The sequence below is a fragment of the Kitasatospora sp. NBC_01560 genome, assembly GCF_045208415.1.
GTDB lineage: Bacteria > Actinomycetota > Actinomycetes > Streptomycetales > Streptomycetaceae > Kitasatospora.
Genome location: NZ_CP109364.1, coordinates 2,901,256 through 2,926,585, shown reverse-complemented (window position 1 = coordinate 2,926,585; position 25,330 = coordinate 2,901,256). Strand labels below are relative to the sequence as shown.

The window sequence follows — 25,330 nt, the reverse complement described above, 5'->3', positions numbered from 1 at the left end:
GCCCCCGGTGAACGCCCGGGCCGCCCCCCGGCGGACGAGCACTCCGGGGGCACCGGGCGCCGGCCACGGACGGAGGGATCCCCATGGAGCCGCAGGACGAGGACCGGCGGGCGGTCGTCCGCGGCGCCGCGGCGCAGATCGGCGAGCAGCTCGCGGGCCGCGGCCGCGTCCTGCCGGACGCCGTGATCGACTGCCCGGCCGGGGCCGTCGGGGACGCCCCCGACCTGGTGGTGCTCGCCCCCGGCGCCCGGCCCGACGGCCGGGGGCGCTACCGGGTGCGGGACGTCGAGGCGGTCCTCGACGTGGCCCCGCCGGGCCGGGCCCCGGAGCACGCCGCCAGGGCGCGGGCCTACGCGGAGTGCGGCATCGCGACCCACGTGGTGGTCGACCCGGCGGCGGAGGTCTGCACCGTCCACACCGCGCCCGCACCGGGCGGCGCCTACCGGGAGGCCGAGCACGTGCCGTTCGGCAACGACCTGTTCCTCCCGCTGGCGGGGCGGACGCTGGTGCTGCGGACCGACGACTTCTCCGCGGGGCGGCCGACCCCGGGTACGGGCCCGGACACCGGCCGGGGGATAGTGGACGGGTGAGCGTTCCTGACCAGCCCCGTGCCGAAGCCGCCCCCGCCGGGCCGCCCGCCGCCCCCGCCAAGGCCGGGCGGCGCACGCTCGGCCTGATGCTGCTGCTGACCCTGCTGGGCGTGGTGCTGGTGCTGACCGCCGCCGGCCGGGTCTGGTCCGAGGGCCGGGCCGGCACCCTGGAGGTGTCCGTCACCGGCAGCCGGATCTCCGAACTGCCCGGCGGGCTGGCGCTGGTGGCCCTGGCCGCGGCGCTCGCCGTGTTCGCGGTGCGCGGCGCCGGCCGGATCGCGGTCGGCGTACTGACCCTGCTGGCCGGCCTCGGGGCCGCGGCCGCTGCCGCCGCCGGGGCGGGCGACACCGTCGCGCTGGACAGCGAGGCGGCCGCCCGGCTCGCGCTCTCCGGCACCGCCGCGACCGCGGTCGGCCACACCGGCTGGCCCTGGGTGGCGCTGGCCGGCGGGCTGCTGCTGGCGCTGGCCGGGCTGCTCACCGCCCGCTACGGGCGCGGCTGGCCGGCCATGGGCAGCCGGTACGACGCACCGACCCGCAAGGCCCCGGCGAAGGCCGCGGAGAGCCCGTCCGACCTCTGGAAGGCGCTGGACCGCGGCGAGGACCCGACCGCGCTCTGATCCCTGCCGGCCGCTGTGCCCGCGGCTCCGCGGGCCGCCCGCGCGGTCCGCGCCGGGCCGCCGCACCCCCGCCCGGGGCGCCGCCGGGGGTGTGACCCGATAGACGAGCACCCGCCTTGGGGTGCCGCCGTACGGCCCGGCACAATGGAGAGCGTCAACCCGCCGGCGGCCCGCAGGGCCCGGCCGGGCCCCGAGACAAGGAGCACCATCGATGTCAGCTGCAGCACACGGCCACAACGCCGCCGCCTGGACCGGCGTGACCATCACCTTCGTCGGCTTCGCCATCGCGGGTGTCGCGATGATCCTGCCGTCGGTGCTGCTGGTCTGGGCCGGTCTCGCGGTCGTCCTGGTCGGCGGCGTGGTCGGCAAGGCCATGTCGATGGCGGGCATGGGCAAGCAGCCCAGCCCCCACGTGTACACCCCCGAGGAGCAGGCCGCGCTCGTCGCCGCCTGATCCCCGCGGTACCCGGTGAACGGCGGGCGCATGCCCGCCGTTTCCTGTCGCGGCCGCTGTGTCACGGTTCCCGTCGGCCGTGCGGCCGGGCAGAATCAGGGGCGTGAACGCCGCTCCCACCGCCTCCGCCCGGCCACCCGTCCTGCGCCGGCTGGGCGCGCCGCTGGCCGCCCTGGCCGCGGTGGCCGTCCCCACCGGGTACCTCGCCGTGGTGGATCCGAACGCCCCCGGCCACTACCCGACCTGTCCGTTCCTGGCGGCCACCGGCTGGTGGTGCCCGGGCTGCGGCGGGCTGCGCTGCGTCAACGCGCTGACCCACGGCGACCTCAGCACCGCCCTGCACGACAACGCGCCCGCCGTCCTGCTGTTCACGGTGCTGGCGGTGCTCTGGGTGCGCTGGGTGTGGGCCGCGCTGACCGGCGGCCCGGCACCCCGGATCGGGCCGGACCCGCGCCGCTGGGCGCTGGTGGCACTGCTCCTGCTGGTGTTCACAGTGGTCCGCAACCTGCCGATCGGGGCGGGGCTGGCACCGCCGCCGCTCTGAGCCCGGGCCGTGGGGGCGGTGTGAAGTCGCAGTTGGGAGGGGTCCCGGGGGCGTCCGTTCCGCGAGACGCGCGCCGGGTGGATGCGCCTCGCGCCCCCCGGTGCCGATACCATCGAAGGGCCGACGACCCCTCTGGCCGTCCGGCTACTCGCCGGCTCCGGCCGGCAGACCATGATGGGGGCGCCCCGTGACTCAGCGGAGCGAGCGAACCGAAGTAAGGGGCGTGTCGCGCTCAGCGCCCGCCGAGCGAAGCGAGGTGGGTGCATGAGTGTCCTCGACACGATCATCGACGGGGTCCGCGAGGACCTCGCCGAGCGGCAGGCCCGGGTTTCCCTGGACCAGCTCAAGGAACTCGCCGCCAAGGCCCCGGACGCCAAGGACGGTGTGGCCGCCCTCCGGGGCGACGGCGTACGGGTGATCTGCGAGGTCAAGCGTTCCAGCCCGTCCAAGGGCGCGCTGGCCGCGATCGCCGACCCGGCCGCGCTGGCGTCCGACTACGCGGCCGGCGGTGCCGCCGCGATCAGCGTCCTGACCGAGCAGCGCCGCTTCGGCGGATCGCTCGCCGACCTGGACGCCGTCCGTGCCGCGGTGGACACCCCGCTGCTGCGCAAGGACTTCATCGTCACCGCGTACCAGCTCTGGGAGGCCCGGGCCCACGGTGCCGACCTCGCGCTGCTGATCGTTGCGGCCCTCGAACAGCCGGCCCTGGTGTCGCTGATCGAGCGCGCCGAGTCGATCGGCCTCACGCCGCTGGTCGAGGTGCACGACGAGGAGGAGATCGCCCGCGCGGTGGACGCCGGCGCGCGGATCATCGGCGTCAACGCGCGCAACCTCAAGACCCTCGAAGTGGACCGCAACACCTTCGGCAACGTCGTCCACGCGATCCCGGACGGTATCGTCAAGATCGCCGAGTCCGGCGTGCGCGGCCCGCTCGACGTGATCTCCTACGCCAACCTCGGTGCCGACGCGGTGCTGGTCGGCGAGTCCCTGGTGACCGGCAAGGACCCGCGCGCCGCGGTGGCCGACCTGGTCGCGGCCGGGGCCCACCCCGCCCTCCGGCACAAGGACTGACCCCGCCGCCATGAAACTCGCCACCCGCCTCGCTCCCGGTTGCCGCCCGCGCGGCTGCCGCGCGCCCGCACGCCGGGTGCTGGGCAGGCGGGTGCGCTACGTGATCGGCTGCGAGCCCGGGCAGGTGCAGGGCCGTCGATGGCGCAGGACGCACGGCTGACCAGCCGTTCCGACGTCACTGTCGTCATCTTCGAGAAGGACTTCACCATGTCCGAGAAGGACTACCTGCCCGGCGCCGAGGTGCCGGACGCCCGGGGCTACTTCGGCGCCTACGGCGGCCGCTTCATCCCGGAGGCGCTGGTCGCCGCCGTGGAACAGGTCGCCGAGGAGTACGAGAAGGCCAAGACCGACCCGGCCTTCACCGCCGAGCTCGACGCGCTGCTCAAGGACTACACCGGCCGCCCCAGCCCGCTGACCGACGTGCACCGGTTCTCCGCCGAGGCGGGTGGCGCGCGCGTCCTGCTCAAGCGCGAGGACCTCAACCACACCGGCTCGCACAAGATCAACAACGTGCTGGGCCAGGCCCTGCTCACCCGCCGGATGGGCAAGACCCGGATCATCGCCGAGACCGGCGCCGGCCAGCACGGCGTGGCCACCGCCACCGCCTGCGCGCTGTTCGGCTTCGACTGCACCATCTACATGGGCGAGGTCGACACCCAGCGCCAGGCGCTGAACGTCGCCCGGATGCGGATGCTCGGCGCCGAGGTCGTCTCGGTGACCTCCGGCAGCCGCACCCTCAAGGACGCCATCAACGAGGCGTTCCGCGACTGGGTCGCCAACGTGGACTCCACCCACTACCTGTTCGGCACGGTGGCCGGCCCGCACCCGTTCCCGATGATGGTCCGCGACTTCCACCGGGTGATCGGCGTCGAGGCCCGCGAGCAGGTGCTGGAGCGCACCGGCCGGCTCCCGGACGCCGTCGTCGCCTGCGTCGGCGGCGGCTCCAACGCGATGGGCATCTTCCACGAGTTCATCCCGGACGCCGGGGTGCGCCTGATCGGCTGCGAGGCGGCCGGTGAGGGCGCCGACACCCCCAAGCACGCCGCCACCCTCACCAAGGGCGACCCGGGCGTGCTGCACGGCTCCCGGACGTACGTCCTGCAGGACGAGGACGGCCAGACCATCGAGTCGCACTCGATCTCGGCCGGCCTCGACTACCCGGGCGTCGGCCCGGAGCACGCCTGGCTGAAGGACACCGGCCGGGCCGAGTACCGCCCGGTCACCGACGACGCCGCCATGCAGGCGCTGCGGCTGCTGTCCCGCACCGAGGGCATCATCCCGGCCATCGAGAGCGCCCACGCGCTGGCCGGCGCCCTGGAGCTGGGCCGCGAGCTCGGCCCCGGGGCCACCGTCCTGGTCTCGCTCTCCGGGCGCGGCGACAAGGACATGCACACCGCGGCCGAGTACTTCGGCCTGTACGACGAGCCGGGCGCCGGCTCCGCCCACGGGGGTAAGTGACATGGCCGACAAGCCCAACGGGACCGACAAGCTCGGCGGCATCCTGGCCGCCGCCAGGGCCGCGGACCGCGCCGCGCTGATCGGCTACCTGCCGGCCGGCTTCCCGAGCGTCGACGGCGGCGTGCGCGCCGTCAACGCGCTCGTCGAGGGCGGCTGCGACATCGTCGAGATCGGCCTGCCGCACTCCGACCCGGTGCTGGACGGTCCGACCATCCAGACCGCCGACGACATCGCGCTGCGGGCCGGCGTGAAGATCAAGGACGTGCTGCGCACCGTCCAGGAGGTGGCCGCCGCGCAGCCCGCGGCCGCCGTGCTGGTGATGACCTACTGGAACCCGGTCGAGCGCTACGGCACCGCGCGCTTCGCCGCGGACCTGGCCGCCGCCGGCGGCGTCGGCTGCATCCTGCCGGACCTGCCGGTGGAGGAGTCCGAGGAGTGGCGCAAGGCGGCGGAGGAGCACGGCCTCGCCACCGTCTTCGTGGTCGCCCCGAGCAGCCGGGACAAGCGCCTCGCCGAGGTCACCGCGGCCGGCTCCGGCTTCGTCTACGCCGCCGCGGTGATGGGCGTGACCGGCTCCCGGGCCCAGGTCGGCGACCTCGCCGAGGACCTGGTCGCCCGGACCCGGGCCACCACCGACCTGCCGGTCTGCGTCGGTCTCGGCGTCTCGACGGCCGACCAGGCGGCCCAGGTGGCGGCCTTCGCCGACGGCGTGATCGTCGGCTCGGCCTTCGTCCAGCGGATCCTGGACGCCGCCGGTGACGAGCAGGCCGCCCTGGCGGCCGTCCGCACCCTGGCCGGCGAGCTGGCGGAGGGCGTCCGCCGCCGGTAGGCAGCCACGCCCGGACGGCCCGTCGCCCCCTCCCCGGGGGCGGCGGGCCGTCCGCGTTCCCCGGCCCTCCCGACCGCGCGCGGGCCCCCGGCCGGCCCTGTCGGCCGCCCGTGCCGACGACCCCTGCCGGCCGCCGGGGGGACCCGAACGGGTGAACAGTGACGCTCCCACGCATCAGGTGCGGTTGACCGGCGTTGAGTGGAGGGACAGGTGCACGAACGACGTGCTCGGGGGCGTCAAGCGAGCGAAGGGGTCTGCCGGTGCCGTGTCTCCAGCGAGCCGTCCTGCTGCGGGCCGCCGCCGCCCTGCTGGTCCTGGGCGCCGCGGTGGGGGCCGACCACACCGTGGTGGGGGAGGCGCTGGCCAAGCGCGGGGCCGAGCGGGCCGAGCGGGAGGCGTACGTCTGCGCGCAGGCGGCCCGGGTGGAGGCGGTGGCGCGGGCGGCCCGGTCCGGTCCGCAGGGCCGCGCGGAGCTCTCCGGGCCGGGGTGGCCGCCCCCCGGCTGCGGTTCGAACAGCCGCTAGCGCGGATTAGGACAGAACGTCAGAAGCCATCACTCTTTCGGCTTAATTCCTGAATATGGAGGAACCGGGCTTCATCCCTTACGGTTCATCAGCACGTGATGGTGTTTCCCGAGGGGGTTTCCTCTATGACGGCCGGACCGGCGGTGCGGCGCAGCCGTGCGGCGTGGACGGAATGGCTCGGTACGGCGGTGCGGCTGGGCCTCGCCGTGGTCTGGGGCTGGGCCGGACTGGCCAAGATCGCCGACCCGGCCGAGGCCGCCCAGGCCGTCCGGGCCTACGAGATCCTGCCCGAGTCCCTGGTCAAGCCGGTGGGGTACGCGCTGCCGTTCCTGGAGCTCGCGCTCGCCCTGCTGCTGCTGATCGGGCTGGGGGTGCGGCTGGTCGCCGTGATCTCCGCGCTGCTGCTGCTCGCGTTCATCGCGGGGATCGCCTCCGCCTGGGCGCGCGGCATCTCGATCGACTGCGGCTGCTTCGGCGGCGGCGGGGCGGTGGACGCCTCGCAGACCGAGTACCTCCAGGAGATCCTGCGCGACACCGGATTCCTGGTGCTCGCGGCCTGGCTGATCCGGTGGCCGCGCACCAAGTTCTCCGTGGACGGCTGGCTGGCGAGCTGACCGGCGGGCACCCCCGCACCCACCCCGAGCAGGCCCTCCCCCGATTGTGGATGTCAAGGCAGATGAGCGAGAAGAACCGAGAAGGCAAGCGCACCGCCCGCGAGCGGATGCTGGCGGACCGGGCGGCCGACGAGGCCCGCGACCGCCGGAAGAAGAAGCTGGTGATCGGCGGGGTGGCGCTGGCGGTGATCGCCGCCGCCGTCGTCACCGGCGTCGTGGTGCAGAACCAGCGCTCCAAGCCGGAGACCCCGGCCGCGGCCCCGGCCGGCACGATCGGTGACAAGAACCTGGTGATCCCGGTCGGCGCGGCCGACGCCCCGTCCGTCCTCACCGTCTACGAGGACCCGCGCTGCCCCGCCTGCGGCATCTTCGAACGCGAGTTCTCGTCGACCGTCGACCAGCTGGAGGACGCCGGCAAGATCTACACGAACTACCACATCGTCTCGTTCATCGACCGGGCCGTGCCGGGCAAGGGCTCCAAGACCGCCGCCAACGCACTGGCCTGCGCCCAGGACGCCGGGCACTTCCGCGACTACCACGACGTGCTCTACCGCAACCAGCCGGACGAGACCAACGACGCCTTCGGCGACAAGGCCACCCTGATCAGCCTGGCCAAGCAGGTCAACGGCCTGGACACCCCCGCCTTCGAGGCCTGCGTCAACAACAACACGTTCGGCGGCTGGGTCTCCGCCGTCCAGCAGGACTTCGACAAGTCCAGCTACAAGTCGACACCGACGGTGCTGCTCAACGGCCAGCCGATCTACCCGAAGAACGGCGCCGACGAGATCACCCCGCAGAACCTGGTGAAGTGGGTGGACGCCGCCAACCAGGGCAAGCAGCTGGGCGCGACCGGCTCGCACGGCCAGTCCCCGGCCCCGACCAGCACCGCCTCGGAGAGCAACAACCCTTCGCCGAACGCCGGCTGACCGCCGGCCCGGCCGCCGCGGCCCCCTCCCCGTCCGGAGGGGGCCGCGGGCGTCCGCGGGCACCCTGTTGTTCGGGATCTGTGACCGACGGGGTGCCCGGGGCGGGCCACCGACCCTGTAGCGTCGGAGCTGCCATGGATATCGCCTACATTCCCAGCCCGTCACGGGGCGTCCTGTACCTCGGACCCGTCCCGCTGCGCGCCTACGCCTTCTGCATCATCCTCGGTGTCGTCGTGGCCGTCTGGCTCGGCAGCAAGCGCTGGGTCGCCCGGGGCGGTGGCAAGCACACGGTCGGCGACATCGCCGTCTGGGCTGTGCCGTTCGGCCTGGTCGGCGGCCGGCTCTACCACGTGATCACCGACAACCAGCTGTACTTCGGCGAGGGGAAGAACCCCTGGAACGCCTTCAAGATCTGGGAGGGCGGCCTCGGGATCTGGGGCGCCATCGCGCTCGGCGCGGTCGGTGCCTGGATCGGCGCCCGCCGCCGGGGCGTGCCGCTGCCCGCGTACGCCGACGCGATCGCGCCCGGCATCGCGCTGGCCCAGGCGATCGGCCGCTGGGGCAACTGGTTCAACCAGGAGCTCTACGGCCGGGAGACGACCCTCCCGTGGGGCCTGGAGATCGACAAGACGCTGCCGAACGGCGAGATCGTCACCGGGATCTACCACCCGACCTTCCTCTACGAGTCGCTCTGGTGTGTCGGCGTCGCGCTGCTGGTGATCTGGGCGGACCGCCGGTTCACCCTCGGCCACGGCCGGGCGTTCGCGCTGTACGTGGCGGCCTACACGGCCGGCCGGTTCTGGACCGAGTGGCTGCGCATCGACGAGGCGCACACCTTCTTCGGGCTGCGGCTCAACGACTGGGTGTCGATCGCGGTCTTCCTGGGCGCCGTCGCGTACCTGGTGATCGTGGGCCGCAAGCGCCCCGGCCGGGAGGACCCGGCGACCGTCGACCCGATGGCGCCCGACGCGGCCGGTGCCGCCGGTGCGGCCGGTGAGGCCGACGCGTCCGACGAGGGCTCCGACGACGCCCAGTACCTGAAGGACCTGAAGGACGCGAAGGACGCGAAGGACGGCGGCGGTACGGCGAAGGACGCCGGCGACAGCGGGAAGGGCGCGGCCGGCAGCTCCGCGGCGTCCCGCCCCTCGGACAAAAACGTGGACGCCGAGCCGGCCGAAGCGAGCGCCGAGCCGACCGGCAAGGAAGCCAAGAACCTCACCTGACCTGGGAATCTCCCCGACTCCGGCCGCCCGCGGACACTCCGCGCAGGGCGGCCGGAGCGCTGTTCGGACAGCCTTACTTTGCTGGAAATGCCCGGGCCCCGCGGACTACTTTCGAGTCATCAGACGATCCGACGGAGGCCCGAGAACCGTGAGCGTGACCACCCTTGAACCCGAGGCCGGGCACCACCCCCGCATACCCGCCGCCGGGCACCACCGCGACGTGAACGGCGGCTGGCTGCGGCCGGCCGTGTTCGGCGCGATGGACGGGCTGGTCTCCAACTTCGCGCTGATGACCGGCGTGGTCGGCGGCGCGGCCTCCAGCAGCACGGTGGTGCTCACCGGCCTGGCCGGCCTGGCGGCCGGCGCCTGCTCGATGGCGGCGGGGGAGTACACCTCGGTGGCCTCGCAGCGCGAGCTGGTGCAGGCCGAGATCGAGGCGGAACGGCTGGAGCTGCGCCGCAACCCGCAGGGCGAGCTGGCCGAGCTGGCCCAGCTGTACGAGGCGCGCGGGGTGGAGCCGGAGCTGGCGCACGAGGTGGCCCGCCAGCTCTCCGCCGACCCGGGCCGGACGCTGGAGGTGCACGTCCGGGAGGAGCTCGGGGTCGACCCGCACGACCTGCCCTCGCCGTGGGTGGCGGCCGGGTCGTCGTTCGTCTGCTTCGCGGTCGGTGCGCTGCTGCCGCTGCTGCCCTACCTGCTCGGCGCGACCTCGCTGCTGCCGGCCCTGCTGCTCTCGGTGGCCGGCCTGTTCGCCTGCGGGGCCGTGGTGGCCCGGGTGACGGCCCGGAGCTGGTGGTTCAGCGGGCTGCGGCAGCTGGTGCTGGGCGCGGCGGCGGCCGGGGTGACGTACCTGCTCGGCTGGGTGATCGGCGGCCAGGTCGGCTGAGCGGGGCGGGCCCGGATCGTGGGAAGGTACAGCGACCTGCATGGTTATGCTCCGCAGTGCGTGACGTTCCGCACATGGAGAGCCGGCGTCACCTGGCCTAGTCTCACTATCCGGGCTCGGGAGCCGCTGATTCGCATCCTGTGCCCCGGCCCCGGGGATGGAATCGCAGGCGACCTTGATCGGCTTCTGTAGCCGGGGGATTTCGCCCCTGTTTCGGTCCGCCGCGCGGCGGGCACAATCGACGGGACGTGCACCGTGGCACGCCCCTCATTTCACCCTTGACCTGCGGATCTGTCCGCGATGTGGACGCGACATTCCGCTTCCCGGGATCTTGGGCATCATGTAACTTGCACGAAATCGCATCAGGGCCAACGTCGTCCCTACTGCACCAACTCCCCCAGCCCTCTGCTGGGAGGTAACGAATGACGACGACGGGAGAGCCGATGCTGTCTGCATCCATGCACTCCGCCAACGAGCCCCAGGCCGGCGCCGCGCGCCCGCCGTACGCGCTCGTTCCGGATGCGCGACCTGCTGCTCAGGGCCTGTACGACCCGAGGAACGAGCACGACGCCTGTGGCGTCGGCTTCGTCGCGACGCTGACGGGCATCGCCGACCACAAGATCGTCGAGCAGGCGCTGACCGTCCTGCGCAACCTGGAGCACCGCGGCGCCACCGGCGCCGAGCCGGACTCCGGTGACGGCGCGGGCATCCTGACGCAGATCCCGGACGCATTCCTCCGCTCCCAGGTCGCCTTCGAGCTGCCCGCCGCCGGCTCCTACGCGGTCGGCATCGCCTTCCTGCCCGACGAGGACGCGGCCGACGCCGCCGCCGTCGCGCAGATCGAGGCCATCGCCGCCGAGGAGGGCCTGACCGTCCTGGGCTGGCGCGACGTCCCCGTCACCCCGGACCTGCTGGGCGCCACGGCCCGCAGCGTGATGCCGCGCTTCCGCCACGTCTTCCTGAGCGCGCAGAACGGCGCCGAGGGCATCGTGCTGGACCGGCTCGCCTTCGTCGTCCGCAAGCGCTCCGAGCGCGAGGCCGGTGTCTACTTCCCGTCGCTCTCCGCGCGCACCATCGTCTACAAGGGCATGCTGACCACCGGCCAGCTGGAGCCCTTCTTCCCCGACCTGTCGGACCGGCTCTACACCTCCGCGCTCGGCCTGGTGCACTCGCGCTTCTCCACCAACACCTTCCCGAGCTGGCCGCTCGCCCACCCGTACCGCTTCGTCGCGCACAACGGCGAGATCAACACGGTCAAGGGCAACCGGAACTGGATGACCGCGCGCGAGTCCCAGCTCGCCACCGACCTGATCCCCGCCAACAGCAAGGGCCAGGGCCTCAGCCGGATCTTCCCGGTGTGCACCCCGGACCACTCCGACTCGGCCTCCTTCGACGAGGTCCTGGAGCTGCTCCACCTCGGCGGCCGCTCGCTGCCGCACTCGGTGCTGATGATGATCCCGGAGGCGTGGGAGAACCACGCCACCATGGAGCCGGCCCGCCGCGCGTTCTACCAGTACCACTCCAACCTGATGGAGCCCTGGGACGGCCCGGCCTGCGTCACCTTCACCGACGGCACCCAGATCGGCGCCGTGCTGGACCGCAACGGCCTGCGTCCGGCCCGCTACTGGGTCACCGAGGACGGCCTCGTCGTCCTCTCCTCCGAGGTCGGCGTGCTCGACATCGACCAGGAGAAGATCGCCAAGAAGGGCCGCCTGCAGCCCGGCCGGATGTTCCTCATCGACACCGCGGAGCACCGCATCGTCGAGGACGAGGAGATCAAGTCCGCGCTGGCCTCCGAGCACCCCTACGCCGAGTGGGTCGCGGCCGGCCAGATCCAGCTCGCCAAGCTCCCCGAGCGCGAGCACATCGCGCACACCCACGCCTCGGTCACCCGCCGCCAGCAGACCTTCGGCTACACCGAGGAGGAGCTGCGGGTCATCCTCGCCCCGATGGCGAAGACCGGCGGCGAGGCGCTCGGCTCGATGGGCACCGACAGCCCGATCGCCGCGCTCTCCGAGAAGCCGCGCCTGCTGTTCGACTACTTCGTGCAGCTCTTCGCGCAGGTCACCAACCCGCCGCTGGACGCCATCCGCGAGGAGCTCGTCACCTCGCTGCTGTCCAACCTCGGCCCCGAGGGCAACCTGCTGGGCGCCGAGGCCGCGTCCTGCCGCTCGGTCGGCATCACCTTCCCGGTGATCGACAACGACGAGCTGGCCAAGCTCGTCCACATCAACCACGACGGCGACCAGCCCGGCCTGAAGGCCGTCACCCTGTCCGGCCTGTACAGGGTCGCCGCCGGCGGCGAGGGCCTGGCCGCACGGCTCGCCGAGATCGCCGCCGAGGCGGACGCCGCGATCGCCGACGGCGCCCGGATCGTCGTGCTCTCCGACCGGCACTCCGACGCCGAGCACGCCCCGATCCCCTCGCTGCTGCTGACCTCCGCGATCCACCACCACCTGATCCGCACCAAGCAGCGCACCCAGGTGTCGCTGCTGGTCGAGGCCGGTGACGTCCGCGAGGTGCACCACGTCGCGCTGCTGATCGGCTACGGCGCCGGCGCGGTCAACCCGTACCTGGCCATGGAGTCCGTCGAGGACCTCGTCGCCCAGGGCGTCTTCATCGAGGGCATCGAGCCCGAGCGGGCCATCAAGAACCTGATCAAGGCGCTCGGCAAGGGCGTGCTCAAGGTGATGTCCAAGATGGGCATCTCCACCGTCGCCTCCTACCGCGGCGCGCAGGTCTTCGAGGCGATCGGCCTCTCCCCGGAGCTGGTCGGCGCCTACTTCGCCGGCACCACCACCAAGCTCGGCGGCATCGGCCTGGGCGAGATCGCCAAGGAGGTGGCCGCCCGCCACGCCAAGGCGTACCCGGCCTCCGGCATCCCCGCCGCGCACCGCGCGCTGGAGATCGGCGGCGAGTACCAGTGGCGCCGCGAGGGCGAGCCGCACCTGTTCGACCCGGACACCGTCTTCCGGCTGCAGCACTCCACCCGCAACCGCCGGTACGACATCTTCAAGCAGTACACGGACCGGGTGAACGAGCAGTCCGAGCGGCTGATGACGCTGCGCGGCCTGTTCCGGCTCGACGGGCTCGGCCGCACGCCGGTCCCCGTCGACGAGGTCGAGCCGGTCTCCGAGATCGTCAAGCGCTTCTCCACCGGCGCCATGTCGTACGGCTCGATCTCCCGCGAGGCGCACGAGACCCTGGCCATCGCGATGAACCGCCTCGGCGGCAAGTCCAACACCGGTGAGGGTGGCGAGGACCCGGACCGCCTCTACGACCCGGAGCGCCGCTCGGCGATCAAGCAGGTCGCCTCCGGCCGGTTCGGCGTCACCTCCGAGTACCTGGTCAACGCGGACGACATCCAGATCAAGATGGCCCAGGGCGCCAAGCCCGGCGAGGGCGGCCAGCTGCCCGGCCACAAGGTCTACCCGTGGGTCGCCAAGACCCGGCACTCCACCCCGGGCGTCGGCCTGATCTCCCCGCCGCCGCACCACGACATCTACTCCATCGAGGACCTCGCCCAGCTGATCCACGACCTCAAGAACGCCAACCCGGCGGCCCGCATCCACGTGAAGCTGGTCTCCGAGGTCGGCGTCGGCACGGTCGCGGCGGGCGTCTCCAAGGCGCACGCGGACGTCGTGCTGGTCTCCGGCCACGACGGCGGCACCGGCGCCTCCCCGCTGACCTCGCTCAAGCACGCGGGCGGCCCCTGGGAGCTCGGCCTCGCCGAGACCCAGCAGACCCTGCTGCTCAACGGCCTGCGCGACCGCATCGTGGTGCAGACCGACGGCCAGCTGAAGACCGGCCGCGACGTCGTCATCGCCGCCCTGCTGGGCGCCGAGGAGTTCGGCTTCGCGACCGCCCCGCTGGTGGTCTCCGGCTGCATCATGATGCGCGTCTGCCACCTGGACACCTGCCCGGTCGGCGTCGCCACCCAGAACCCGGTGCTGCGCGAGCGCTTCTCCGGCAAGCCCGAGTTCGTGGTCAACTTCTTCGAGTTCATCGCCGAGGAGGTCCGGGAGATCCTGGCCGAGCTGGGCTTCCGCTCGATCGAGGAGGCCGTCGGCCACGCCGAGCACATCAACGCGCAGGCCGCGATCACGCACTGGAAGGCCGCCGGGCTCGACCTGGCCCCGCTCTTCCACGTCCCCGAGCTGCCCGAGGGCGCGGCCCTGCACTGCACCACCACGCAGGACCACGCGCTCGACAAGGCCCTGGACAACCAGCTGATCGACCTCGCCCAGGACGCCCTGGTGCGCGGCGACGCCGTCCGCATCCAGCTGCCGATCCGCAACGTCAACCGCACGGTCGGCACCATGCTCGGCCACGAGGTGACCAAGCGGTACCGCGGCGAGGGCCTGCCCGAGGGCACCATCGACGTCACCTTCACCGGCTCCGCCGGCCAGTCGTTCGGCGCGTTCGTCCCCAAGGGCGTCACGCTGCGCCTGGAGGGCGACGCCAACGACTACGTCGGCAAGGGCCTCTCCGGCGGTGTCGTCATCGTCCGCCCGGCCCGCGACGCCGCCGCGATCGGCGCCGACGCGCAGAACCACGTGATCGCCGGCAACACCATCGGCTACGGCGCCACCGGCGGCCGCGTCCACCTGCGCGGCAAGGCCGGCGAGCGCTTCGCCGTCCGCAACTCCGGCGCCACCCTGGTCGTCGAGGGCGTGGGCGACCACGCCCTGGAGTACATGACCGGCGGCCGGGTGGTCGTCCTCGGGGAGACCGGCCGCAACCTGGCGGCGGGCATGTCCGGCGGCATCGCCTACGTGCTGGACCTGCGCCCCGCCAACGTCAACGACGGCATGGTGGGCATCGAGGCCCCGACCGCCGCCGACCGGGAGTGGCTGCGCGAGACCGTGCAGCAGCACTACGAGGAGACCGGCTCCACCGTCGCCGCCGAGCTCCTGGCCGACTGGGGCAGCGGTGTCTCCCGCTTCTCCAAGATCATGCCGACCGATTACAAGGCTGTGCTCGCCGCCAAGGACGCCGCTGAGCGCGACGGCCTCTCCGAGGCCGAGACCACTCGCAAGATGATGGAGGCGGCACGTGGCTGACCCCAAGGGCTTCCTGACCACCGGCAAGCAGCTGGCCGAGCGCCGGCCCGTGGACGTCCGTCTGCGGGACTGGAACGAGGTCTACGTCGAGCGCAGCCTCCTGCCGATCATCACCAAGCAGGCCGGCCGCTGCATGGACTGCGGCATCCCGTTCTGCCACAACGGCTGCCCGCTCGGGAACCTCATCCCCGAGTGGAACGACCTGGCCTACCGGGACGACTTCACCGGGGCGATCGAGCGGCTGCACGCCACCAACAACTTCCCGGAGTTCACCGGGCGGCTCTGCCCGGCCCCGTGCGAGTCGGCGTGCGTCCTCGGCATCAACCAGGACGCGGTGACCATCAAGAACGTCGAGGTCACCATCATCGACAAGGCCTGGGACCGCGGCGGCGTGCTGCCGCAGATCCCGGAGCGGCTCTCCGGCAAGACCGTCGCGGTGGTCGGCTCCGGCCCGGCCGGCCTGGCCGTCGCCCAGCAGCTCACCCGGGCCGGGCACACCGTGGTGGTGTACGAGCGCGCCGACCGCGTCGGCGGCCTGCTGCGCTACGGCATCCCCGAGTTCAAGATGGAGAAGCGCCACATCAACCGCCGCATCGAGCAGATGCGCGCGGAGGGCACCCGGTTCCGCACCGGCGTGCACGTCGGCGAGGACATCACCGGCCAGCAGCTGCGCGAGCGCTTCGACGCCGTCGTCGTCGCCGCCGGCGCCACCACCGCCCGCGACCTGCCGGTGCCCGGACGCGAGTTCAAGGGCATCCACCAGGCCATGGAGTACCTGCCGCTGGCCAACAAGGTGCAGGAGGGCGACTTCGTCGACTCCCCGATCAGCGCCAAGGGCAAGCACGTCGTCGTCATCGGCGGCGGCGACACCGGCGCCGACTGCCTCGGCACCGCACTGCGCCAGGGCGCGGCCTCGGTCACCCAGCTGGAGATCATGCCGCGGCCGGGCGACGACCGCCCCGGCAACCAGCCGTGGCCGACCATGCCGATGACCTACAAGGTCACCTCGGCCCACGAGGAGGGTGGCGAGCGGGTCTACGCGGTCAACACCACCCACTTCACCGGGGACGAGGACGGCAACGTCCAGGAGCTGCACCTCGTCGAGGTGGAGTTCAAGGACGGCCGGTTCGAGCCGGTGCCCGGCACCGAGCGGTCCATCCCGGCGCAGCTGGTCACCCTGGCCATGGGCTTCACCGGCACGGACGTCCGCAACGGCCTGGTCGAGCAGCTCGGCGTCGAGCTGGACGCCCGCGGCAACGTGGCGCGGGACGCCCGGTTCGCCACCAACGTGGACGGCGTGTACGTCTGCGGTGACGCAGGCCGCGGCCAGTCGCTGATCGTGTGGGCCATCGCGGAGGGCCGCTCGGCCGCCGCGGCGGTCGACAAGTACCTCGGCGGCAAGACCCCGCTGCCCGCCCCGATCCGCCCCACGGACCGCCCGCTGGTGGTCTGACGCACCGCCCGGTCCGCCGGCGGCCACTCCCGCCGGCGGACCGGGCGGACCCCAGAACGCCCGGCACCGCATTGCCGGGAGTACGAGCCGCTGCCCCCGCCAGCGTCGCCGGGCCCACGCGGTACCCAGGCGCCTGCCCTCTCCCCGACCAGTGGAGGGCGGGCGCCGTTCCGCGTTCCGGGCCGGGGCCCGCCCGGGCCGTTCCGTGTCGGGCCGTTCCACGCCCGGGCCGGGGCCGGGCCCGCTCAGCCGCGGAGCAGCAGTTCGGCCGCCTCCGTGCGGGCGTAGAGCACCGTGCGCCCGGTGCGATGGCGGGCCAGCAGACCGGCACCGTGCAGGGCGGTGAGGTGGTGCGAGACGTTCGCCGCCGAGCCGCCCGTCCGGGCGGCCAGCTCGGTGGTCGAGGCCGGCGACTCCAGCTCCGCCAGCAGCCGGGCCCGGGTGCGGCCCAGGACCGCGGCCAGCCCCTCCGGCGCGGTGGCCCCGGCCGTCTCCCAGAGCGTGGCCACCCCGCGCGGCGGATAGACCAGACCGGGCTGCCCCTCCGGCTCCACCTGCCAGACCATGCCCGGCCAGACGAACACCGACGGCACCAGCACCAGCCCGCGGCCGCCGTCCAGCCGCCGCTCGATCTCGTACCGGCGCTGCGCCACCGTCATCCGGCCGTCCTGCCAGCGCACCTTCGGGTGCAGGCCGTCGAACAGCGCCGCCGGGCCGTCGGCGGCCATCCGCCGCGCCCGGTACAGCACCTCGCCCTCCACCAGCCGCACGATCCGCCCCCAGTACGGCTCCACGACCGCCGACCAGTACGCCCGGACCTCGCCGGCCAGCCGCTCCAGCCCCGGCTCCGGATCGGCGTACAGCGCGGCCACCAGTGGCGGCAACGGCCGCCCGACGAGGTCCAGTTCGGCCCGGACGGCGGCCGGCGGGGTGGCCGTCAGCGCGGCGAGCTCGGCCTCGATGCCGGGCGCGGTGGCGGCGGGCAGGGCGGTCAGGAACTGCGGCAGGTGCCAGGCCGGCATCGGCACCAGCTGCGACAGCAGCTCGTACCGGACGCGGTCGGCCGCCAGCCGCTCGCGGGCCCGGCGCACCCACGGCAGGTGGACGGCCTTGGCGCCCGGATCCTTGAGCACCTGGATGCTCATCACCACCTCGACCACCCGCGAGCAGGCGAAGCGGGTGGCGGCGAGGTCCTGGGCCGAGAAGTCCAAGGTGAGCACGGGTGTCTCCGGGGGTGTCGCCGGTGCGGGAGGGCCGGCGCCCGGCCGGCGGGCGAACCGCGCCCTGCCAGGATTCGATCATGGTGGAATCTCTGGGCGCAGCATCCCACCGCCGGGAGGCTCGGTCCATGACCACCGCCACACCCACCCCGCTCCGCGACCGGCTCGGCCTCCCGCGGACCACCGGCCGGAACCGCCTGATCGGCGCCCACCTCGTGGACAGCCTCGGCACCGGGCTGATCCTCGCCTTCACCCTCGTCTACTTCGCCCGCACCACCGGCCTGGGCCTGGCCGCCATCGGCGCCGCCGTCTCCACCGCCCGGCTGCTCGCCCTGCCCACCGCGATCGTGGTCGGCCCGCTGATCGACCGGTACGGCGCCCGGACGGTGGCGGCCTGCGGCAACGCGCTCTCCGCGCTCGCGTACGGCGGCTTCCTGCTCGCCGGGCAGGCCTGGCAGATCGTGCTGGTCTGCCTGCTCGCCCAGATCGGCCACGTCGGCTACTGGACCTCCAGCACCGGCCTGGTGGTGCTCGCCTCGGCGGAGGGGGAACGGACCCGCTGGTTCGCCCTGGTGCAGACGCTGCGCAACACCGGGATGGGGCTGGGAGGGGCGCTGGGGGCCGTCCTGGTGGCCGGTGCCGGGACGGGCGGGCTGCGGGTGCTGGTGGTGCTCAACGCGGCCAGCTACGCGCTCGCGACGGGCCTGCTGGCCTCCTGGCGGCCACTGGCCGCCGAGCCCGCCCGCCCGGCTCCGCGGCCGGGCGGGGCGGCGCCGGGAGCGGGGCGCGCGGGCGGCGGCTACCGGGCGGTGCTGCGGGACCGGCGGTACCTGTTGCTGGTCGTCGTCCACCTCGCCTTCGTCTTCGGCTCGATGATCATCAGCATGCTGCTCGCCGTCTACCTCACCGAGGGCCTGCACCGCGACGCCTGGCTGGCCGGCACGCTGCTCGTGCTCAACGGCGTCCAGGTGGTGCTGACCCAGAACGCGGTGGCCCGCCGGCTGGAGCGCTTCCGCCCGACGCGGGTGGTCGCCGCCGGGGCGCTGCTGAACGCCCTCTCCTTCGGCCTCTTCGCCCTGCTCGCCGCCGCCCCCGGCTGGATCGTGCCGGCCGGCCTGTTCGCGGCGATGGCCGTCTACAACCTCGCCGAGACCGTCGCCACCCCCTACGCCGAGGAGCTCAGCGTCTCGCTGGCCGACCCGGACCGGCGCGGCCGCTACCTCGCCGTCTACCAGCTCTCCTGGAACCTCGGCCAGGCCGTCGCCCCCGCCCTGCTCACCCTGCTGCTCGGCCGCGGCGCCGCCTGGCCCTGGCTGTTCCTCCTGGTGCTGAGCCTGGCCGCGGTGCCCGGGCTGCTGCGGCTGGAACGCCTGCGCTGACGGACTGTTGTTTGTCGGTGCCAAGTGGCAGACTGCGGCCGACGGCCGGGGGGCTGCGCGAGGTGCGGAGGTTGACGGGATGAGCATGACTCAGGCGGGCGGCGGTGCCACGGTGCGGCGCCTGCTGCTGGGCTCCCAGCTGCGCAGGCTGCGGGAGGCCCGGGGCGTCAGCCGGGAGGAGGCCGGCTACTCGATCCGCGCCTCCGAGTCCAAGATCAGCCGGATGGAGCTCGGCCGGGTCGGCTTCAAGGAGCGCGACGTCGCCGACCTGCTCACCCTGTACGGGGTGGAGGCCGAGCAGGAGCGCGCCTCCGTGCTCGGGCTGGTCCGCGACGCCAACGCGACGTCCTGGTGGCACGCGTACGGCGACGTGCTGCCCGGCTGGTTCCAGACCTACCTCGGGCTGGAGGAGGCCGCCTCCCGCATCCGCAGCTACGAGGTCCAGTTCGTGCACGGGCTGCTGCAGACCGCCGACTACGCGCGGGCGGTGATCACGCACGGCGGGCACGTCACCGAGGCGGAGGAGGTCGAGCGGCGGGTCGAGGTCCGGCTGAAGCGCCAGCAGGTGCTCACCGCCGAGCGGGCGCCGCGGCTGCTCGCCGTCCTGGACGAGGCCGCGCTGCGCCGCCCCTGGGGCGGGCCGGAGCTGATGCGGGCGCAGATCGACCGGCTGCTGGAGCTGACCGACCTGCCCAACGTGGTGCTCCAGGTGATGCCGCTCGGGTTCGGCGGGCTGCGGGCGGAGGGCGGCGCCTTCTCGGTGCTCAGCTTCGCCGAGCCGGAACTCGCCGACGTCGTCTACCTGGAGCAGTTCACCACCGCGCTGTACCTGGACAAGCCCGCCGAGGTGGCCGAGTACGCCGGTGCGATGGACGGCCTGGCCTCGGACGGGCTCGGCCCCGAGCGGACACGGGAACTTCTTCGCTCCGTACGCCAAGAGCTCTGAAGCATAAGTACCATGAGCCTCGATCAGATCTGATCGAGGATGGCTCGCGAGCCCTCCCGAATCGGCATGAGAGGGTTCAGATGTCGTACCTTTCCGAGCTGGCGCTGCAGTACATCGACGGCGAGTGGCGGGCCGGCAGCGGCTCCTGGGACATCGTCGACGTCGACCCCTACACCGGTGACAAGCTGGCCACCATCACCGTCGCCACCGTCGAGGAGGTCGACCGGGCCTACCGGGCGGCCGAGCGGGCCCAGAAGGAGTGGGCCGCCACCAGCCCGTACGCCCGCCGGCTGGTCTTCGAGCGCGCGCTGCGGATCGTGGAGGAGCGCGAGCAGGAGATCACCGAGGCGATCATGACCGAGCTCGGCGGCACCGCGCTCAAGGCCGGCTTCGAACTCTCCCTCACCCGGGACATGCTGCGCGAGTCGATGCAGCTGGCGATCCGCCCCGAGGGCCGGCTGCTGCCCTCGCCGGTCGAGGGCAAGGAGAACCGCCTCTACCGCCTCCCGGTCGGCGTGGTCGGCGTGATCAGCCCGTTCAACTTCCCGCTGTTCCTGTCGCTCAAGGCCGTCGCCCCGGCCCTGGCGCTCGGCAACGGCGTCGTGCTCAAGCCGCACCAGGAGACCCCGGTGGTCGGCGGCACCCTGATCGCCAGGATCTTCGAAGAGGCGGGCCTGCCGCCCGGCCTGCTCAACGTGGTGGTCACCGACATCGCCGAGATCGGCGACGCGTTCATCGAGCACCCGGTGCCGAAGGTCATCTCCTTCACCGGCTCCGACAAGATCGGCCGGCACGTCGCGACCGTCGCCGCCTCGCACTTCAAGCGGACGGTGCTCGAACTCGGCGGCAACAGCGCGCTGATCGTGCTGGAGGACGCCGACCTCGACTACGCGGTGGATGCCGCCGTGTTCAGCCGCTTCGCGCACCAGGGCCAGGTCTGCATGGCCGCCAACCGGGTGCTCGTGGACCGCAGCGTCCAGGCCGAGTTCACCGAGAAGTTCGTCGCCAAGATCGCCGGCCTGCGGGTCGGCGACCCCAAGGACCCGGCCACCCAGATCGGCCCGCTGATCAACCAGGTCCAGGCCGACGCCATCACCGCCCAGGTCGACCAGGCCGTCGCCTCCGGCGCCACCGCGCTGCTCCGCGGCGGGACCAACGGCAGCCTGATGGACCCGGTCGTGCTCGGCGACCTGCCGGCGGGCGCCCCGATCCTGCAGCGCGAACTCTTCGGCCCCGTCGTCCTGGTGGTGCCCTTCGACGGCGAGGACGAGGCCGTCCGGCTCGCCAACGACACCCCGTTCGGCCTCAGCGGCGCCGTCCACACCGCGGACGTCGAGCGCGGCGTGCGGGTGGCGCAGCGGATCGAGACCGGCATGATCCACGTCAACGACGGCACCATCGCCGACGAGCCGATCGTGCCCTTCGGCGGCGAGAAGAACTCGGGTGTGGGCCGGCTCAACGGCGACTCCACGGTCGACGCCTTCACCACGGTGAAGTGGATCTCCGTCCAGCACGGGCGCAGCCGCTTCCCGTTCTGAGCCTCGCGGCCGGCCGGGCCCGTCGCACGCGGGGCCCCGCCGGCCGGCGCCTCAGCCGGCCGGGTAGCGGAGCAGCCGGTCCGTGGCGAGGCCGAAGGAAAAGGGGACCGGGACCGGCACCTCGTCCCCGAAGCTTCCTGCCCACTGCCGACGGTAGGTGCCGCCGTCGGGCTCGGAGTACAGGACGAGCCCGCCCTCGCGCGGGTCGATCACCAGGTACAGCGGAATGTGCATCAGCGGGTGGTCCCGGACCTTGCCGACCAGGTCGTTCTCCGGGTTGGACGGTGAGACGATCTCGACCGCGACGGCCGCCAGCTCCGCGGGCACCTCGTTCCCGCCGAGTTCGACCGTGGCGATCGGGATGTAGGTGAGGTCCGGATTGCGCAGCTTGCCGACGTTCGGCGACGCCAGGTCGGTGTTCTCGCTCGGCATCAGGTCCGCCGGGCGGTGCGCGTCGAACTGCTCGCGGACGATCAGCAGGTTGCGTTGGTGGATCACCGACGGGCCGGCCATCACGATGATCTCGTCGCCCGACACCTCGGCCTTCCAGTCGGCCGGCGGGGTGAGACTCTGCGCGTAGGCCACCAGCTGAGCATGCCGTTCGGGGATGCGGGACCCGGTCATGCCGCCATCCTCCCACCGTGCGGGCGGCGGGCGCCGGGAGCGCGGGCGGGCCGCGCCCGGGAAAGGCGGTGGCCCCGGGCCGTCGCGGGGACGGGCCGGGGCCACCGGAGCTGCGGCCGGGTGGGCTCAGCGGGTTCAGAACACCGGCTGGCCGGCGCGGACCAGGCGCCAGGACTCGGCGGCGAAGTCGGCCGGGTCGATGACGCCCCTGGCCTTCACCCAGGCGATCATCGCGTTGCGGATCTCGTCCGAGTTGGCCCACACCTTCGGGGCGGCGGCCACGTGCGGGAAGTTGCCGCCGCCGTTGGCCCGGTAGTTGTTGACGGCCAGCACGAACTGGGCGGCGAGGTCGATCGGCTTGCCCTCGAAGCTGAGGTTGACGATGCGCGAGCCGGCCGGCTGCGCGACGTCGATGTCGTAGCTCAGGCCGTACACCGAGTCGTAGTTGTAGTCCGGGGTGTTCTGCGCGTTGGTCAGCGTCGCGCGGTCGACCGGGGCGCCCGGGGCCAGCTGGTTGTAGTACCGGGCCGAGAACTCCAGGTAGTCCTTGAGCTGGGCGCCCGTCAGGATGCGGGCCTCCAGGGTGTTCTCGTAGATGTACAGGCCGGCCGCGTCGCGCAGCTTGACCTCGCCGGCCGGGATCCGCGCGGTGCGGTTGAACGGCGCGGCCTGGGCGAGCACCGGCAGCTTGGCGTACTGGCCGCCGGCCAGCGCCGCCTTCACCACGTCGGCCTGGACGCGGCCGATCAGGTCGATGATCGGCACGTCCTTGAACGGCGCGTCGGCGATCGACAGCTCGGTCTTCGCGGTGCCGATCACCTGGTTGACGTACGCGACGACCTTCTTGTGCTGGTCGGTCATCAGGCCGACGATCTCCGGGTCCTCCGGGACGGTGTTGGAGTTCAGCACCCGGGCGGACAGCGAGGCGACCTTCCAGGCGCCCCCGTCGAACTCCATCTCGAAGTCGAAGCAGGTCAGCCGCTGGCCCCAGCAGAGCGGCTCGGAGAGGACGACCGTCTTCCCGGTCTCCTTGTTGACGACCAGGCGCTGCGGGATCTCCTTGTGCGCGTGGCCCACCAGCACGGCGTCGATACCGGGCACCTGCTCGGCGAGCGCCACCGAGGCGTTCTCGGCCCAGGGCAGCTGGTCGCCGTAGGAGGTGGCCTCGTCCATGCCCGAGTGGCAGGCGACCACGACGACGTCGGTGCCGGCGGCGCGCAGCTTCGGCACCCAGACCTTCGCGGTCTCCACGATGCCGGGGAACGTCATCTTTCCGGCGACGTTCGCCTTGTCCCAGATCGCGATGCCCGGGTTGGTCAGGCCGAGGATGCCGACCTTCAGCGCCGGGCCGCTGCCGAGCTTCACCTTGCGGATGACGTACGGCGGGAAGGCCGGCTTGTCGTTCTTGGCGTTCAGCGCGTTCGCGCCGAGCAGCGGGAAGTCGAGCTGCTCCTCGTAGGCGCGCAGGGTGTCGATGCCGTAGTTGAACTCGTGGTTGCCGAGCGCCGCGGCGGTGTACTCCATGGTGTTCATGGCGAGCGCCATCGGGTGCTCGGGCGCGGTGTCCGCCTCGGTGGCGATCGGGTCGACCCGGGCGTAGTAGTAGGTCAGCTGGGTGCCCTGGATGGTGTCGCCGGCGTCGATCAGCAGGCAGCGGTCCCAGCCCTTCTCCTCGCGGACCTGCTTGGCCAGCGTGGAGATCTTGGCGAGGCCGACCTCGTTGTGCGCCTTGTCCGCGTAGACCGCGTCGGTGAAGTAGTCCCAGTTGAGCACCCGGCCGTGCAGGTCGGTGGTGCCCATGACGGTGAAGGCCTGCTTCTTGGCCGGCTTGCCCTTGGCGCGGGCGTCGTCCGGGCCCGCGGCCGCGGCGGGGGAGGCGGCGGCGAACGTGGCGCCACCGGCGATGGCGGCACCGGCGGCGGTGGCGGCGGACCGGGTGACGAAGTCACGGCGGTTCAGGGGCATGGACGACTCTCCCGGGTGGGGACGGCGGACGGAACGTCAACGATGCGTCGACGGGGGTGGTGGTGACGCGCGTAGAGGTACGCGCGTAGAAGTGTGCCGCGCGACCGGATCGATGGATAGCCCCCGGACGTTTCCGGCAGGTGAGATCTTGGCGACTCGTTCGTGACGCGCACGGGCGGGGCGCCACGGGCCCCACGGCTCCCCCCACAGCTCCCCGCGGCCGCTCCCCGTCCGCCGCCCCGTGGCCGCTCCCGATCCGCCGCCCCGGGCCGCCGACGGGCCGCCGCCGACCCGCCCCGGCCCGCCCCGGAACACGCCGAAAGCACGTCACCCGCCGCAAACCCCGCGGCGGGTGACGTGCTTCTTCGGGCAACGCGGCCCCGGGCGGACGGACCCCTCCCGGGATGCCCGGCCAGGCCCTCTCCTAGATGTACCCCTCGCGCACCGCATGGGCGACGGCGTGCGCCCGGTTGCGCAACTGCAGCCGGGTCGTCAGACCGTGCAGCACGTTCTTCACCGTCCGCTCCGAGTACGACAGCCGGGCCGCGATCTCCCCGGTGTCCCAGCCCTCGGCGACCAGCCGCAGCACGTCCGACTCACGCTCCGACAGACCCGACGGCGCATGCCCGGGCTGCCCCTGGACACTGCGCTGCAAGCGGCCCACCTGCGTGATCAGCCGGCCCAGCAGATCGGCCGGCAGGTCACCCTCGCCGCGCGCCGCGGCGAGCACCGCCCGGCCCAGCCGCTCGGCCGTCGCCTCCCGGCGCCAGAGGATCGCGGCCACGCCGCACTCCACCGCCTCCAGCAGCTCGGCCTCACGCATCCGCTCGACCACCAGCACCACCCGCTGGTCGGCGCCGCGCACCAGCCGGCGCAGCGTCGCCACCACGGCGGCGTCCGCCGACTCGGCGAGCAGCACGGTGACGACACCCGGCGCCCCCGCCGCATCCTCCGCCGCCAGCTCCAGGCCCGGGTGGCGACGCAACTGCGCCTCCGCACCGGCCCGCGAGATCGGATCCGCGGCCCGCACCACCACACTCGTCCGGCCGCCGCCGGTCGGGGCCGCGGCGGACGGAACGGTGTGGCGGGCGGGCACGGGGCGCTGCGCGGGAACGGTACGCGGCAACGTCGTCGCCGAGGGCACCCGTCGGGCCGTGCCGTGGCGGTCGTGATCGGTGTGCAGGACAGTCAAGCTGGCCCCCTCCTGGGTTACCCGGCCCGGCGTCCGGACTGCCGGCATGCCGCGCGGGGCGGTGCATGAACCCGGCGGACGAGGGCCGCACGGTGGAACGGCCGGGGCGGCGATGCCCCCGCTGCGTCCCATGGTTCCCGCCGCAGCCCGCCGCGGCCATCGTGGTCCACCACGAGATCGGGCCGGACACCGACCACGAGACCGGACCGCC

Annotated in this window: 22 protein-coding genes; 18 read left to right on the top strand and 4 right to left on the bottom strand. The window is 73.2% G+C overall.

Annotated features, from left to right (window positions below; genetic code table 11):
- Positions 1 to 83 precede the first annotated feature (83 nt).
- The 15 genes from OH807_RS12505 to OH807_RS12435 all read left to right on the top strand — a co-directional run bounded on the left by OH807_RS12505 (position 84) and on the right by OH807_RS12435 (position 16,255).
- A complete protein-coding gene (locus OH807_RS12505; RefSeq protein ID WP_406197620.1) occupies positions 84 to 590 on the top strand; it encodes a Uma2 family endonuclease in 507 nt (168 codons plus the stop codon).
- Positions 587 to 1,210 (top strand): TIGR02234 family membrane protein, encoded by a 624-nt coding sequence (locus tag OH807_RS12500; RefSeq protein ID WP_406197618.1) that lies wholly within the window; start codon positions 587 to 589, stop codon positions 1,208 to 1,210. The genes OH807_RS12505 and OH807_RS12500 overlap by 4 nt, the downstream gene beginning before the upstream one ends.
- Before the next feature lie 211 nt (positions 1,211 to 1,421).
- Positions 1,422 to 1,664, top strand: coding sequence for an HGxxPAAW family protein (locus tag OH807_RS12495; RefSeq protein ID WP_406197616.1), 243 nt, complete (start codon positions 1,422 to 1,424; stop codon positions 1,662 to 1,664).
- A gap of 103 nt (positions 1,665 to 1,767) precedes the next feature.
- The gene (locus OH807_RS12490) at positions 1,768 to 2,208 is read left to right on the top strand and encodes a DUF2752 domain-containing protein (protein ID WP_406197614.1); all 441 of its coding nucleotides are present in this window, start codon (positions 1,768 to 1,770) and stop codon (positions 2,206 to 2,208) included.
- A 264-nt stretch (positions 2,209 to 2,472) separates the two neighbouring features.
- On the top strand, positions 2,473 to 3,279 hold the full coding sequence (trpC, locus tag OH807_RS12485) for an indole-3-glycerol phosphate synthase TrpC (protein ID WP_406197612.1): 807 nt from the start codon (positions 2,473 to 2,475) through the stop codon (positions 3,277 to 3,279).
- Between the two features lie 10 nt (positions 3,280 to 3,289).
- Positions 3,290 to 3,439: a tryptophan biosynthesis modulator TrpM gene (trpM, locus tag OH807_RS12480; protein ID WP_406197610.1), complete on the top strand. Its 150-nt coding sequence runs from the start codon at positions 3,290 to 3,292 to the stop codon at positions 3,437 to 3,439.
- A gap of 47 nt (positions 3,440 to 3,486) precedes the next feature.
- Positions 3,487 to 4,737, top strand: a complete 1,251-nt coding sequence (trpB, locus tag OH807_RS12475; protein ID WP_406210940.1) for a tryptophan synthase subunit beta — start codon at positions 3,487 to 3,489, stop codon at positions 4,735 to 4,737.
- 1 nt (position 4,738) lies between these two features.
- A complete protein-coding gene (gene trpA, locus OH807_RS12470; RefSeq protein WP_406197608.1) occupies positions 4,739 to 5,566 on the top strand; it encodes a tryptophan synthase subunit alpha in 828 nt (275 codons plus the stop codon).
- A 260-nt stretch (positions 5,567 to 5,826) separates the two neighbouring features.
- Positions 5,827 to 6,090, top strand: coding sequence for a hypothetical protein (locus OH807_RS12465; RefSeq protein WP_406197606.1), 264 nt, complete (start codon positions 5,827 to 5,829; stop codon positions 6,088 to 6,090).
- Positions 6,091 to 6,215: 125 nt separating this feature from the next.
- Positions 6,216 to 6,704 carry a MauE/DoxX family redox-associated membrane protein gene (locus OH807_RS12460; RefSeq protein WP_406197604.1) on the top strand — a complete coding sequence of 163 codons (489 nt, stop codon included), beginning with the start codon at positions 6,216 to 6,218 and terminating at the stop codon, positions 6,702 to 6,704.
- Between the two features lie 62 nt (positions 6,705 to 6,766).
- Positions 6,767 to 7,630, top strand: coding sequence for a DsbA family protein (locus OH807_RS12455; protein ID WP_406197602.1), 864 nt, complete (start codon positions 6,767 to 6,769; stop codon positions 7,628 to 7,630).
- A gap of 134 nt (positions 7,631 to 7,764) precedes the next feature.
- Positions 7,765 to 8,853, top strand: a complete 1,089-nt coding sequence (gene lgt, locus OH807_RS12450; RefSeq protein WP_406197600.1) for a prolipoprotein diacylglyceryl transferase — start codon at positions 7,765 to 7,767, stop codon at positions 8,851 to 8,853.
- 154 nt (positions 8,854 to 9,007) lie between these two features.
- Positions 9,008 to 9,739, top strand: a complete 732-nt coding sequence (locus OH807_RS12445; protein WP_406197598.1) for a VIT1/CCC1 transporter family protein — start codon at positions 9,008 to 9,010, stop codon at positions 9,737 to 9,739.
- A gap of 458 nt (positions 9,740 to 10,197) precedes the next feature.
- Positions 10,198 to 14,802, top strand: coding sequence for a glutamate synthase large subunit (gene gltB, locus OH807_RS12440; RefSeq protein ID WP_406210937.1), 4,605 nt, complete (start codon positions 10,198 to 10,200; stop codon positions 14,800 to 14,802).
- A complete protein-coding gene (locus OH807_RS12435) occupies positions 14,795 to 16,255 on the top strand; it encodes a glutamate synthase subunit beta (protein ID WP_406197596.1) in 1,461 nt (486 codons plus the stop codon). The genes gltB and OH807_RS12435 overlap by 8 nt, the downstream gene beginning before the upstream one ends.
- A gap of 245 nt (positions 16,256 to 16,500) precedes the next feature.
- Here the strand turns inward: OH807_RS12435 and OH807_RS12430 are convergent, their stop codons facing one another.
- Positions 16,501 to 17,475, bottom strand: a complete 975-nt coding sequence (locus OH807_RS12430) for a helix-turn-helix domain-containing protein (protein WP_406197594.1) — start codon at positions 17,473 to 17,475, stop codon at positions 16,501 to 16,503.
- 128 nt (positions 17,476 to 17,603) lie between these two features.
- Here OH807_RS12430 and OH807_RS12425 point away from each other — a divergent pair, with 128 nt between their 5' ends.
- The 3 genes from OH807_RS12425 to OH807_RS12415 all read left to right on the top strand — a co-directional run bounded on the left by OH807_RS12425 (position 17,604) and on the right by OH807_RS12415 (position 21,338).
- Positions 17,604 to 18,854, top strand: coding sequence for an MFS transporter (locus OH807_RS12425; protein WP_406197592.1), 1,251 nt, complete (start codon positions 17,604 to 17,606; stop codon positions 18,852 to 18,854).
- Between the two features lie 79 nt (positions 18,855 to 18,933).
- Positions 18,934 to 19,800 (top strand): helix-turn-helix domain-containing protein, encoded by an 867-nt coding sequence (locus OH807_RS12420; protein ID WP_406197590.1) that lies wholly within the window; start codon positions 18,934 to 18,936, stop codon positions 19,798 to 19,800.
- Between the two features lie 80 nt (positions 19,801 to 19,880).
- Positions 19,881 to 21,338 (top strand): aldehyde dehydrogenase family protein, encoded by a 1,458-nt coding sequence (locus OH807_RS12415; RefSeq protein ID WP_406197588.1) that lies wholly within the window; start codon positions 19,881 to 19,883, stop codon positions 21,336 to 21,338.
- 51 nt (positions 21,339 to 21,389) lie between these two features.
- Here the strand turns inward: OH807_RS12415 and OH807_RS12410 are convergent, their stop codons facing one another.
- The 3 genes from OH807_RS12410 to OH807_RS12400 form a co-directional block, all read right to left on the bottom strand.
- Positions 21,390 to 21,962, bottom strand: coding sequence for a Uma2 family endonuclease (locus OH807_RS12410; RefSeq protein WP_406197586.1), 573 nt, complete (start codon positions 21,960 to 21,962; stop codon positions 21,390 to 21,392).
- Positions 21,963 to 22,097: 135 nt separating this feature from the next.
- The gene (locus tag OH807_RS12405; protein WP_406197584.1) at positions 22,098 to 23,927 is read right to left on the bottom strand and encodes a bifunctional metallophosphatase/5'-nucleotidase; all 1,830 of its coding nucleotides are present in this window, start codon (positions 23,925 to 23,927) and stop codon (positions 22,098 to 22,100) included.
- 424 nt (positions 23,928 to 24,351) lie between these two features.
- Positions 24,352 to 25,023 (bottom strand): LuxR C-terminal-related transcriptional regulator, encoded by a 672-nt coding sequence (locus OH807_RS12400; protein ID WP_406210934.1) that lies wholly within the window; start codon positions 25,021 to 25,023, stop codon positions 24,352 to 24,354.
- Positions 25,024 to 25,330 lie beyond the last annotated feature (307 nt).